The sequence below is a fragment of the Pseudomonas pharyngis genome, assembly GCF_021602345.1.
Taxonomy (GTDB): Bacteria; Pseudomonadota; Gammaproteobacteria; order Pseudomonadales; family Pseudomonadaceae; genus Aquipseudomonas; species Aquipseudomonas pharyngis.
This window is the reverse complement of the sequence record NZ_BQID01000006.1, coordinates 221,819-234,789: the sequence shown is the minus strand read 5'-3', so window position 1 is coordinate 234,789 and position 12,971 is coordinate 221,819. Positions and strand designations below refer to the sequence as shown.

The window sequence follows — 12,971 nt, the reverse complement described above, 5'->3', positions numbered from 1 at the left end:
GAGCACGCAAGCGCACTCCCCCGCTAAAACTCATTCCGAAATTACTGAAGCAGCTTCAGTACAGCGGAAGGCAGTTGGTTGGCTTGAGCCAGAACAGAGGTCGAAGCCTGTTGCAGGGTTTGCTGCTTGGTCAGGTTAGCAGTCTCTGCGGCGAAGTCGGTATCTTGTACGCGACCTTGTGCAGCAGTGGTGTTCTCGGTGATGTTCTGCAAGTTCTGGATGGTGCTGGTCAGACGGTTTTGCGAAGCACCCAGAGCGGCGCGAGTGGCGTTGATGTTCGCAATTGCAGCGTCGATCGCGGTGATCGCGTTGTCGATGTTCGAAGCGGCGGCTGCGGAAGTAGCACCGGTCAGAACAACAGTACCGCTACCTACCGACAGGCTGACGGCGTCGAACTTGCCGCTAAGTACCAGGTCGATGTGGTTGGCGGAGCCAGTGTTGGCGCCAACTTGCAGAGTTACAGTACCAGCCGAACCGTCCAGCAGGTTTTTGCCGTTCAGGTTGGTAGCAGCCGAGATACGGGTGATTTCGTCAGACATCTGAGCGAATTCAGCGTTGGTTGCGGTCTGGTCAGCAGTGCCGTTGGTACCGTTACGAGCTTTAACAGCCAGTTCACGCATACGCTGCAGGATGTCGGTCGAAGCTTGCAGAGCGCCTTCAGCGGTCTGGGCAACGGAGATACCGTCGTTGGCGTTCTGGATCGCCTGGGTGTTACCACGGATCTGCGAGGACATACGGGTAGCGATTTGCAGGCCGGCAGCGTCGTCTTTAGCGCTGTTGATTTTCAGGCCGGAAGACAGGCGCTGCATCGAAGTCGACAGAGCGTCGGAAGCGCGGTTCAGGTTTTTCTGAACGTTCAACGACGTGGTGTTGGTGTTTACTGTTAAAGCCATGACGAATTCCTCGTTGGTTGGGTACTGCGGCTTCCGGCCCTGGCAACCGCCGGGTATGGCCTAGAGAACCTTCGTAATAGTTATCGTCGGGTTTGCAGGTTGCTTGAGGGCTTTTTTGAAAAAATTTGCCATCACCCTGCCACCCCCTAGAAAACAAAGACTTAGCAGCACTTTACCTTCGAAAAAATGACGTCATAAAACCGTCCGTGGCGCAAACCGGCGGGCCAGCGCCTTCGCTCCTCTTCAGGCGGACGATTCTTCCAGCAATTGAATCAACTCGTACTCCATGAAATCGGCAAGACCCAACCAGTCCTGACGCTCCTGACACGCGAGCATTTGCGTGAGCAACTGCGCCCAGACTTGCTGCGTCTGCGCGCCGGCCAACAGCAATGACTGCTGCGCGCCCTCAAACACATCGACCATGGTCAACGCGGCCTCGACATCACGCCCCAAGCGGAAAAGCCCGGCGCACTGGTGGCATTCATCTACCCATGATTGCAGCGCAGTCATTGCACGAACTCCTGATTGAAACCCGTCCCGGCAATCTGTGCCCCCGCGCGGCTGCTATTGAAAAACGCCACCTGCGGCTGACTGGCGATATAGCGCTCCAGCACGCACAGATAGCCGCGAAAATTGAGCTGGGTACTGACGCGCTGGCCATAACCGTCACGCACCCAGTGCCGCGCCTGATTCACCGACGGCCCCAGGTCACCGTCATTCCAGCCGGCATGGGTCTTGTTCATCGGGAAGGCAAAATCGGCACCGAACAGCGTGATGCGTGCAGCGCCCATCTTCACCGCCAGGTCCACGGCCGGGTGAATCACGCTGCCGCCCACATGCAGCAGCGCCCTCGGGTGCTGTTCACGCAATGCCGCGTAGACCGGACTGGCCGAATAGCCACCATAACGCTTGCCCTTCCAGGCCCTCAGCACCTCAGGGTCACTCATGGGCAGATACACCAGCGGGATGCCGTCGGATTCCTCGAATGGCAAATGCCGGAAGCTGATGCGCTGGTCGATACTCACCACATAGTCGGGCACGATCCCATGCTCGCGCAGCGGCCGGTACGCGGTATCGACACAAATGTACAACGGACGAACGGCCCGCTCGCGGACCGCGGCCAGACGTTCGAAATGCTGTTCCAGCGTCGGGCCGGTGCCGATCACATAGATCTCCCGACCGGCACAGGTGCCGAACAGCGTTGCCACATCATCGTCAGCCAGCAGTACCGGCAAGCAGTCCTGCAGACGCTGTTGAATGAACGGTGACTGCGGATCGAATTCACGATTGTTGAAGCTCAGGTGCACTTCGCTGACCAGCCGATCGCGGATCTTCGCGTTGAAGTCATCAGCCAGCAACATCTCGGCAGGCAATGCGAAGAACGGCGTGCAGATGTCGGACAGGTCGCCGGCGTAGAGCAATTCAACTCGCGGGTCCTGCAACCACTCCCGTTGATCGAGCAATTGCAGCACCAGGGCAAACAGCGCGCCGTTGAGGATGTGCACATACAGGCGCTCGAGCCCGGTGCGCTCCAGCAGCACCGTGGGCAAGTCCCCGAGGCCGGTGCCGTAGACATGCAGTTGCGGCTTGTCCGCCGGCAGGCTGGCAGCCTGAATCTGCGCCTCGCGGACACGGTCATGCCGGCTGGTGAGCTGAATGCCGCCAATGCTCAGCGTCGAGCCCAGCCCCTGCGTCAGCTCAGCCTCGATCGCCGAACTGTCTTCGCCGAGCAATCGTGCGAACAACGCCGGCCAGCGTCGCTCGACGACTTCAGCATTGGCCTGGAAAAACTCACTCATGGCGCCTCGCGCTCCCTTCAGGCAAAAAAATAGCGTTCAAGGTTAACCCTTGAACGCTATTTTTTGTATCCGCCGTTTTTAACCGATTCAAGGACGATAAATAATCGCCGAACCCCACGACAGACCGACGCCGAAACCACTGATCGCGATGCGGTTCCAGTCGGAATCCATCACGTGTTTTTCCAGCAGCAGCGGCACACTGGACGACACGGTGTTACCGGTCTCAACCATGTCCTTGATGAATTTCTCCGGCTCGCCTTCGAAGCGCCGTGCCACGGCGTCGACAATCGCCGCACTGCCCTGGTGAATGCAGAAGGCATCGATGTCATCGGCCTTCAGACCGGAATCGTCGAGCAGTTCGTGCAGATGCGCAGGCACCTTGAGCAGTGCGAAGTTGAACACCTGACGGCCGTTCATAAAGAACACGCCATCGGTCACTTTCAAGTGCGGTGCGCCGGAACCGTCAGTGCCGAACTTGGCCTTGCCCAGCGCCCAGACCGGGTCTTCGCCCATCCAGGTGGCAGTGGCGGCATCGCCGAACAGCATGGTGGTGTTGCGGTCTTCCGGATCGACGATCTTCGAATACGGGTCGGCGGTGATCAACAGACCATTCTTCAGGCCGGCGGCTTCCATGAAGCCCTTGATCGCGTAGATGCCGTAGACGTAGCCGGAGCAACCCAGGGAAATGTCGAACGCCGCGACATTGGTCGACAGGCCGAGTTTGTCCTGGACGATGGCAGCGGTGTGCGGCAGGCCTTCTTCGTCACCGTTCTGGGTGACGACGATCAGCGCATCGATGGATTCACGTTTCAGTTCAGGGTTGTTGGCAAACAGCGCATTGGCCGCTTCAACGCACAGATCGGAGGTTTCCTGTTCCGCGTCTTTGCGTGGGAGGAAGGCCGAACCGATCTTGCCGAGGATGAATTCTTCATCCTTCTCGAATTTTGCACCTTGTGCGTAATTGTCCACGCCGGCTACAGGAACGTAGCTCGCAATGCTTTTTATGCCAATCATTACGGCTTCCCAATAATAAACAGCCCAATACCACCGCTCGCAAGGATTCGAGGGGCGCCGACAAACAGAAAACGGCCGCCACAACGGGCAGCCACGGGGAGCGCAAAGGGCTATCACTGGAACCGAAAACGGGCCAGGCGCCATCTCCCCGGTCATTACAATACAGTGAAGATGCGCGTTATGACTCGCAGGTCACGCTATTTTGCCGAATCGATGACAGATCGGGTCATTCGACCAATGACCAGTTCAGCGGCGTACCGCGTTTGATCGGCTGGCGCGCACGGCGCCCGAGGACGGCATCGGTGTGCTTGGGCGGCAGACCGAGACCGGGACGAATGGCACGTACATTGGCCGCCGTGAAGGGCTCACCGGCCGCCATATCGGCCGTGACGTACAGCGACCGACGGTAAACCAGCGACTTTTGCTCAGCCTCGGTCACGCCGTAATGCACCTGGCCCATGGCCTGCCATGCGCGCTCGGTCTCGACCACCAGGCTGGCCAGTTCCGCCGGTTCCAGCGAGAAACTGGCGTCCACCCCACCGGCAGAACGGTCGAGGGTGAAGTGTTTTTCCACCACCGTCGCGCCCAGCGCCACCGCCGCCACCGACACGCCGACGCCCATCGAATGGTCTGACAGCCCAACCTCACAACCGAACAACTCACGCAGATGCGGAATCGTGCGCACATTGCTGTTGATCGGGGTCGCCGGGTAGGTGCTGGTGCACTTGAGCAGCACCAGATCCTTGCATCCCGCCTCACGGGCGGCGCGCACGGTTTCGTCGAGTTCGGCGATGCTGGCCATGCCGGTGGAAATGATCAACGGTTTGCCGGTCGCTGCGACACGGCGGATCAACGGCAGATCGGTGTTTTCGAAACTGGCGATCTTGTAGGCCGGCACATCGAGGCTTTCGAGAAAGTCCACGGCGCTGTCATCGAACGGTGTCGAAAACGCAAGCATGCCCAGCTCTTTGGCCCGGGCGAAGATCGGCGCATGCCACTCCCAGGGTGTGTGGGCCTTTTCATACAGGTCGTAGAGCGAAGTACCGGCCCACAGACTGTTCGGATCCTTGATGAAGAACTCGCCTTCCGCCAGATCCAGGGTCATGGTTTCGGCGGTGTAGGTTTGCAGCTTCAAGGCATGGGCACCGGCCTTTGCCGCCGCTTCGACAATCTGCAAGGCGACGTCCAGCGACTGGTTATGGTTGCCGCTCATTTCAGCGATGATGAACGGCGGCGCATCGGCACCGATCCGGCGGTTGCCGATCTTGAAACTGCTCATTGACGGGATTCCTTCAAAACCTTGGTGAACGCGCAGGCACTCTGGGTGAACCCGGCGTCACGGAAAACATTCATCGAGGGCTGATTGGCCGGCAAGACTTGGGCGGTAATGGCGGTCATTTGCGGCCAGTGCGCTGCCACAAAGGCTTCGCCCTGTGCCAGCAGCGCCCTGCCCCAGCCGAGGCCGAAACGCCCCTCGATCAGATACAGCGAAACCTCTGCCTCAAAGCCGCGCAGATCGTAGCGCAGGACACCGACCGGGCCGTCATCCGCCTCGGCCACCAGCAGCAACCGCTGAGGATTGCGCAGGCTCGCGTCCAGCCAGTTCACATGTTGCGACCGATCGATCGCCCCACTGTCCAGCGACCAGCGGCGCACCGCCTCGGCATTGCGTCCGTCAAACAGCAACTGCGCGTCATCCAGTGTCGCCAGGCGCAACTTGAGCACCGCGCCGGCCAGTGCCGCCGCCACCCGCAGCGCACCGCGCCCGTCGACCAGTTGCCGCGAACGCTCGGCCAGGCTCTGGCGCAAATAAAAGTTGCCCACGACAAAGCCAATCGCATCACGCAGTTGCTCGACGCTGACCTGCTCGCGCGCGCCCATGAACACATGCGCCCCGGCCGCCGCCATCACTTCGCCGTTGGCCTGTTGGTTGTTCGACACCGCAATGCAGATCGTCGGCAGGCCCAGGGCCGCGCGTTCCCAACTGGTGCCACCGCCGGCGCCGATAAACAGGTCGGCCTCGGTCATGCGCCGATGAAAATCGCTGACGAAACTGTGCAGGCGCCAGTGTGGTCGGGGTTCGGCCAGCGCCTGCATCTCTGCCCAGGCCGGGTTGTCGGCACCAGCGACGAAATCCACTTCCAGCTCGGAAAAATCCGCCAGCGCCAGCATTGCGTGATGAGTCTGGCGTGCCGCATCAAAGCCGCCGAAATTCACCAGCACCCGGCGCGCCACCGGTTTGATCTCGATGACCGGGCCACTGAATTCTTCACGCAGCATGGCGAAGCGCGGTCCGAGCAGTGTTCGGCAACCGGCCGGCAGCAGCGGCTGATAGTTTTCGCTGAGCCCGGAGAGGTTTTGGTTGAGCAGCAGATCCACGCTGTAGCGGCGGGTCGCCAGATCGTCGACGGCAGCAATCCGTGGTGCGAAGCGACGAGCTGCGGTCTGCCAGTGATGGTCGAGGCCGTAATGGTCGGCGACGACCCAGTCAAATCCGGGCTGCCCTTCCAGTTGCGCCGCCAGTGCATCGATATCCGCCTGCCACGGCAACATCGATTCGATGGCCTGCTCCGGGTCTTCACCGGCGTAACGATCCGGCAATGCGAAGGTCTCGAAGCCTTCGTTCTGCAACGCCTCGATCCGATGGCCGGGTAAACGACGACAGGCAAACGCGACATGACTGCCCTGAGCACGCAACACCCGCGCCAGCGTCAGGCACCGGACGATGTGGCCGCTGCCGATGGTCGGCGAGGCGTCGGCGCGGATCAGCACTCTCATTGCAGTTCTCCGCCGGCCTTTAGCGCCGCGTAAAGGTACTCGGCGCGCTTCCAGTCTTCGGCGGTATCGATGTCCTGCACCAGATGGCGTGGCAGGATCACCGGCAGACTGGCCGGCGAATACAACACCTCGCCACCCAGCCACGCCTCGCGGCGACCCCAATAGAACTGGCCGGCATCCTGAAAGGCAGCCGGCAGATCCTGCGAACGGGTATTACGAAACTCGGGGTACAACGCCGTCAGTGCGCCCTGCCCGTCCAGGGTCAGGGCGCGCTGCACCGGAAAGCCGAAATCGGTGACTGAAAAAGCAAAGGACTTGTCCGGATGCTGCGCCAGCAACTCCAGGCCCTGACGCAGAAACCGCGCCTGCAACAGCGGCGCCGTAGCGTACACACAGCAGGCGTATTCGAAGGCCGGCAACTGCTGCAAGGCATGCACGATCACTGCCGCAGTGCCGGTGAAATCATCGGCCAGCTCCACCGGACGCATGAACGGCACATGAGCACCGTTGGCTCGCGCCATGTCGGCGATCTCTGCGTCGTCGGTGCTGACCACCACCTGCTCGAACAACCCTGAATCGAGGGCCGTGCGAATCGAACGGACAATCATCGGCACACCGTCGAACGGCTTGAGATTCTTGCGCGGGATGCGTTTGCTGCCCCCGCGGGCCGGGATGATTGCGACGTTGTTCAAGGACGTTTTTCCAGCAGAAACCAGGTGATGTCGTCCACCGGAAATTGCGGATCGCGGTGATAACCGAAGCCGTAATCCAGCAGTTGCAGATCGGGATAGCGATCGAGCATTTCCCCGGCGAAATCACGCTTGAACAGCTTGCCGCTGTTGCCGCGATAGGACACTTCCACCGGCGACGGATTGTAGTACTCGGCGATCAGGATGTAGCGCGAACTCAACGCATACAACTGCGCATACGCCGTCGGCAGTAGTTCCGGCGCCAGATGGATCAGCACGCCTTTGCTCAGGGTCAGGTCGTATTGGCGCTCACGGGGAAAGTCGAACAGCGAACCGTGCCAGATGTTCGCAATCTCCAGCGCACGCGCCTGGGCACAGGCACTGGCATTGATTTCGACCCCGAACAGCTCACAGCGGGGCAACAGCTGACGCAGCGCCTGCAAGTTGTTGCCGGCGTTGGTGCCCAGCTCCAGCAGGCTGTCGATCCGCCCCGCCCGAGTCAGCGCCTTGGCGAACAACGCCAGATTGGCCGCCACCAGTGGCTGGCCGACGTTGCGCTCAACGTACTGATCGCCGAATTCGCCCTGCCAGAATTGTTCCTGCTCGCTCAGATCACGCATTACCGTTTTCCATCCACCGCCACGGCGGCAATCATTCAGTCAACCGACGCAATTGTTCGACCACGTAGTCCTGCTGCTGATCGCTCAGCAACGGGAACAGGGGCAGGCTGATCGCTTCGGCGTAATAACGCTCGGCTTCGGGAAAGTCGCCCTCGGCAAAACCCAGATCACGATAGTACGGCTGCAGATGCAGCGGAATGTAGTGCAGGTTCACGCCGATGCCGGCGGCGCGCAAGCCTTCGAACACCTGACGGTGACTGAGGCTGATGCGCTCGGTCTGCAAACGCACCACGTAAAGATGCCAGGCCGATTCGGCCTCCGGCTGGAGGCTCGGCACGGTGACCGGCAAGTACGCCAGCAGACGGTCGTAACGCGCGGCCAGCTCCCGGCGACGGGCGATGAACTCGTCCAGTTTGCTCAGCTGTGACAGGCCCAGCGCGGCTTGCAGATCGGTGATCCGGTAATTGAATCCCAACTCGACCTGCTGGTAGTACCACGGGCCGTGGCTGGGTTCGGTCATCTGCTGCGGATCGCGGGTCATGCCGTGGCTGCGCAGGCGTTGCAGACGCTCGGCCAGTTCCGGGCGATTGGTCAGCACCATGCCGCCTTCGCCGCTGGTGATGATCTTCACCGGGTGGAAGCTGAACACGGTCATCGCGGCAAATTCACCGCAGCCCACCGGGCGCCCGGCGTAACGGGCGCCGACCGCGTGGGAGGCATCTTCAATGACGGTGAAGTTGTAGCGCACGGCCAGTTCGGCAATCCGCCGCATGTCGCAGCTCTGCCCGGAGAACGCGACCGCCACCAGTACTTTGGGCAAGGTGCCGTCGCGCTCGGCAGCATCAAGTTTGCTCGCCAGAACTTCAGCATCGAGGTTCCAGGTCAGCGGATCGATGTCGACGAAGTCAACGTCAGCGCCGCAATAACGCCCGCAGTTGGCCGACGCGAGAAAGGTGTTCGGCGTGGTCCACAAGCGGTCGCCCGCGCCGAGCCCCGCCGCCAGACAGGCAATGTGCAGCGCCGCCGTGGCGTTGCACACCGCCACGGCGAAATCGGCCTGGCAACGCTCGGCCATCGCCTGCTCGAAGCGTTCGATGGTCGGCCCCTGGGTCAACCAGTCGGACTGCAACACCTCGACGACCGCGTCGATGTCCGCCTGGTCGAGGCTCTGCCGACCGTACGGAATCATACCGACAGCTTCGCGTGCAGCTCGGCGATCTGCCCCACCGAAAGGAAGTGCGGGTTGGTGTCGGAGCGGTACTCGAAGTCTTCGCCGACCGGCACCCCACGCTCACCGAGTTTGTCCTCGGCGAAATCCACGTCGACGCTGGTGAAACGGATCGACGGCTGGATGGTGTAGTGATCGGCGAACTCCAGGGTCATCCGCGCATCGTCCAGCGGCACCATCAATTCGTGCAGCTTCTCGCCCGGACGAATGCCGACGTTCTTGTGCGGCAGGTGTTCGGCCATTCCCCGCGCGAGATCGACCACGCGGATCGACGGGATCTTCGGCACGAACACTTCACCGCCGTGCATCCGCGCAAAGCTGTCGAGCACGAATTGCACGCCGTGATCGAGGGTGATCCAGAAGCGGGTCATGCGCTCATCGGTGATCGGCAGCTCTGTCGCGCCATCGGCGATCAGCTTGCTGAAAAACGGCACCACTGACCCGCGCGAACCGGCGACGTTGCCGTAGCGCACCACGGCAAAACGCGTTTGCTGCTCACCGGCGATATTGTTGGCCGCGACGAACAACTTGTCCGACAGCAACTTGGTGGCGCCGTACAGGTTGATCGGGCTCGCCGCCTTGTCGGTGGACAGCGCAACGACTTTCTTCACCCCGTTGTCGATGGCGGCGGCGATGATGTTTTCCGCGCCGTTGACGTTGGTGCGGATGCATTCGGTTGGGTTGTATTCCGCCGCCGGCACTTGCTTCAACGCCGCGGCATGCACCACGTAATCGATGCCGCGCATGGCCTGACGCAGACGATCGGCGTCGCGCACGTCACCGAGGAAGTAACGCATGCACGGCGCGTTGAACGTCTGCTGCATTTCGTATTGCTTGAGCTCATCCCGGGAGAACACCACCACGCGCTTGGGCTGGTATTGCTCGAGCAGGCGCGCGATGAACTTGCGCCCGAACGAGCCGGTGCCACCGGAGATGAAAATCGATTTACCGTTGAACATGTCTTGAGTCCTGTTTCCTGTACCCCGAGGCATCAGCCCAGCCACTGCGCCCAATTCACCGCAGCACGTTCGTTCAGACCAAAACCTTTGCCGCTGAGGATCAGGTTCGGGTTACCGGCCGGATCCTGAGCGAAGACGGAGGACCATTTTTCAGCCAGTGCTTCCAGAGCCTGCGGCGCTTGCGACAGTTGCCCGTCATGCAGCACCTGCACCAGCGGCGTCCACACGGTGAGGTAACCGGCCTGACCGGCCTTGAGGCACAGGTCGACGTCACTGAAACCTTCGTCGAAGCTTTTGGCGTCCAGCCCGCCCAGGGCGTCGAACAACTCTTTGCTCACCATCAGGCACACGCCCGACACGGCCGAGTAGTTCTGATCAACCTGCAGACGATGCATGTAACCTTCGGCGTCGTGCTTCTCGCCGATGAAGGCCGAACCAACGGTGCCATCCGCGCCGAGAATCAGACCGGCCTGGGAGACTTTCCCGTCGCGGTCGACCAGCTTCGGCCCGACGACGCCCACTTCAGGACGCTGGGCATGGTTGAGCAGCGACTCGATCCAGTTCGGGTTGACGACTTCGCTGTCAGCGGCCATCAGCACCAGGTACTCGCCTTGCGCCTGCTGGCTGGCGGCGTTGCACAACGCCGCGTCGCTCAGCGGTTGATCGGCATGCATAACGCGGACTTTGGCGTGGCTCAGGGTGCCCAGCCAGTCGTTGACGGCGGCTGACTGACCAGCCCGTGCCGCCAGCAACACTTCATAGCGGGTGTAGCGGGTTCTCAGCAACACGCCTTCCAGGCAACGTTGCAAGGCCGGCAGATCATCGCTGACCGGCAGGATGATCGACACCAGCGGCTGCTCGGTGTGGCGATAATCGATCTGGTAAGTGCCGGGCGTCGACGAGGTGATCTTGGCCTTGTAGCCACGATTGCCCAGGTGACGCAGCAGCGCCTGACGTTCATCGGTGTTCTCTGCCAGCTCCGAAGAGCGGGTAATCAGCAGTGGTTCGTCGAGGTGCGCGAGGCCGCCCAGACCACCCTGCTCGATGATGCGCAGCAACAGGTCGAATTCCAGCGCCTTGCTGAAGTCGGCCTGGTAACCGCCCGCCTCGATCAGCACTTCACGGCGGATCAGCCAGTGCCGCGCCATGAGGGCTGGCAGACTTTGCAGCAGATCGAGGTTGAAGCCCGGACGGAACACGTCCACCAGGGCACCGTCGGCGCTGCGCTGGATTTCATCGGTGGCCACCGCACGGCAACCGTCGGCCGACTGCAGTTCCAGACCGGCACGCAGCAGACCGCTGGCGGTGAACTCGTCGCCCGCTTCGGCCAGCAGCAGCCAGTCGCACGGCGATTGATTGACGCTCAGGTTCAGCTTGTCGACAAAGTTGCCCTGGGTCACCCGTACAAAGTGCAAGGTATTCTGCGCCGTGGTCGCGGCCGGTGGTTCACCGGTGGTGAACACCACAACCTTGAATGCCTTGCTGTGTCCTTCCAGCAGACTGTCCAGGGTGACCTGCAGCTTGTCGATGTCGTTGTCCAGATCCAGCAGGAAGATGCCGAACTGCGGACTGCCGCCATTGCCCGCCAGTTGACGGGCAATGGCCTGGGCCTGCCCGGCATCCGGCTGACGCTCATCGAGCCACTTGAGCAAACGCCCGGTCAGCATTTTGCCGAATACCGCCTGATTGCCTTCGAGCGACACCGCTTCGAGTCGAGCGACCCACGCACGCAGTTTTTCGGCGTCTTCGTCCTCGCCCAGCAATTGCAGTTGCGCCACCAGACGGTTGATCACCGTGCGGTTGAATACGTTGGCGTCGTGGGCTTGCCACAAGCGGTCCACCACGCTTTCCGGTGTGTCGTTGTTGCGGGCCTGCATCAGGTTTTCCTGGCGGGCCCAGATGCCTTCCAGGCCTTGCAACTGGATGCGGCCGGCCGGCATGGCGTGCAGCAGAAACTCGAACTGGGTCAACTGATCGAAGAACGCCTGATTGTAGAACGGCATTTCGACGTACTGTTTCGGCCCGAAGCGGCGCTGCGGGCCGGCTTCGATGTCGGTCCAGGTCGACTCCAGAATCAATTCGGCGGTCAATGCCCGACCAGTGCGCAGGCTGTCGGCCAGGGCTTCGAAACTTTGCAGGACAAACTGTTTTCCCTGTTGCGGATCCTGATGCTCGACCTGGGTCGGCAACCCGGCCAGGAACGTGGCAAACGCCTCTCGCTCGGACACCGATTTGGCGTCGGTGTAAGCCAGTGAGTGAAAGATCTCGGTGTTGTGATCGGAATGCTGATAGTTGATTTCACGCACAACATAGGGGATCGGCAGGATACGTGCCTTGCCGCGTGCCAGCATGTAGTACGTGTGACCGACTTCCTGCCACTGGAAGATCGTGTCTTGCGGCATCGCGTCATACCAGTCGCGCAGAATCTCGGTGCGCTGCACCGCATAAAACGGCGGCAGGTACTGGGACATGTATTCCAGCAGGCGATCCTGGGCACGATCGGCCGAGTAGTCCTCGCAGACTTTCTTGTCACGACGGTAGTAGCTGACGCCATTGGCCAGCGTCAGGTACATCATGCTGTAGCCGTGGCACAAGCTGTAGTCGGGGTTGGCATCCATGAAGTCAACGGCCTGGTGCAAGGCATCGTGCACCAGGAAGTCATCGTCGGCGGCGAACACCATGTAGGGGGTCTGCAACTGCTGCACGCCGTAGGCCAGCTTGGCGCGGATGCCCCAATAGCCGAACTGCGGCAGATGCTGATATTCCACGTTGGCAAATTGCCCGGCCACGCCCGGCAATGCCTCGGCGGACGAGTCCAGCACCAGGATCCTGCACGGCAGGGCGCTGTAGAAACGCACGGCCCTGCGCAGAAACGCCGGGCGTTCGTGAGATATCAGCACAACGGTCAACTGTTCGTTGAGTGCCAAATCGTGTCCAGAACTGTTCTTGCCTTGCATAAATTCCCCACAAGCGGCGAGTCGCCGAAAACTC

The 12,971-nt window shown here is 61.2% G+C and carries 11 protein-coding genes; all 11 read right to left on the bottom strand.

Annotation, left to right across the window (positions count from 1 at the left end; translation table 11 throughout):
- Nucleotides 1–41: 41 nt before the first annotated feature.
- Nucleotides 42–893, bottom strand: a complete 852-nt coding sequence (locus L6D74_RS14840) for a flagellin domain-containing protein (protein ID WP_064594348.1) — start codon at nucleotides 891–893, stop codon at nucleotides 42–44.
- 243 nt (nucleotides 894–1,136) lie between these two features.
- The gene (locus tag L6D74_RS14835; RefSeq protein WP_064594345.1) at nucleotides 1,137–1,403 is read right to left on the bottom strand and encodes a hypothetical protein; all 267 of its coding nucleotides are present in this window, start codon (nucleotides 1,401–1,403) and stop codon (nucleotides 1,137–1,139) included.
- Entirely contained in the window at nucleotides 1,400–2,692 is a 1,293-nt protein-coding gene (locus tag L6D74_RS14830) for a motility associated factor glycosyltransferase family protein (protein ID WP_236189650.1), read from the bottom strand. Before L6D74_RS14830 ends, L6D74_RS14835 begins: the two co-directional genes overlap by 4 nt.
- An 87-nt stretch (nucleotides 2,693–2,779) precedes the next feature.
- Nucleotides 2,780–3,706 carry a ketoacyl-ACP synthase III gene (locus tag L6D74_RS14825; RefSeq protein ID WP_064594341.1) on the bottom strand — a complete coding sequence of 309 codons (927 nt, stop codon included), beginning with the start codon at nucleotides 3,704–3,706 and terminating at the stop codon, nucleotides 2,780–2,782.
- A gap of 226 nt (nucleotides 3,707–3,932) precedes the next feature.
- Entirely contained in the window at nucleotides 3,933–4,985 is a 1,053-nt protein-coding gene (pseI, locus tag L6D74_RS14820) for a pseudaminic acid synthase (RefSeq protein ID WP_236189648.1), read from the bottom strand.
- Nucleotides 4,982–6,484 (bottom strand): UDP-2,4-diacetamido-2,4,6-trideoxy-beta-L-altropyranose hydrolase, encoded by a 1,503-nt coding sequence (gene pseG / locus L6D74_RS14815; RefSeq protein ID WP_236189646.1) that lies wholly within the window; start codon nucleotides 6,482–6,484, stop codon nucleotides 4,982–4,984. The genes pseI and pseG overlap by 4 nt, the downstream gene beginning before the upstream one ends.
- Complete coding sequence (gene pseF, locus L6D74_RS14810) at nucleotides 6,481–7,176, bottom strand: pseudaminic acid cytidylyltransferase (protein WP_236189645.1); 696 nt, start codon at nucleotides 7,174–7,176, stop codon at nucleotides 6,481–6,483. The genes pseG and pseF overlap by 4 nt, the downstream gene beginning before the upstream one ends.
- Nucleotides 7,173–7,793, bottom strand: a complete 621-nt coding sequence (locus L6D74_RS14805) for a pseudaminic acid biosynthesis-associated methylase (protein WP_236189644.1) — start codon at nucleotides 7,791–7,793, stop codon at nucleotides 7,173–7,175. The genes pseF and L6D74_RS14805 overlap by 4 nt, the downstream gene beginning before the upstream one ends.
- Nucleotides 7,794–7,824: 31 nt before the next feature.
- Complete coding sequence (pseC, locus tag L6D74_RS14800; RefSeq protein ID WP_236189643.1) at nucleotides 7,825–8,982, bottom strand: UDP-4-amino-4,6-dideoxy-N-acetyl-beta-L-altrosamine transaminase; 1,158 nt, start codon at nucleotides 8,980–8,982, stop codon at nucleotides 7,825–7,827.
- Nucleotides 8,979–9,980 carry a UDP-N-acetylglucosamine 4,6-dehydratase (inverting) gene (gene pseB, locus L6D74_RS14795; RefSeq protein WP_007958320.1) on the bottom strand — a complete coding sequence of 334 codons (1,002 nt, stop codon included), beginning with the start codon at nucleotides 9,978–9,980 and terminating at the stop codon, nucleotides 8,979–8,981. Before pseB ends, pseC begins: the two co-directional genes overlap by 4 nt.
- A gap of 32 nt (nucleotides 9,981–10,012) precedes the next feature.
- The gene (locus L6D74_RS14790; protein WP_236189642.1) at nucleotides 10,013–12,937 is read right to left on the bottom strand and encodes a glycosyltransferase family 2 protein; all 2,925 of its coding nucleotides are present in this window, start codon (nucleotides 12,935–12,937) and stop codon (nucleotides 10,013–10,015) included.
- Nucleotides 12,938–12,971 lie beyond the last annotated feature (34 nt).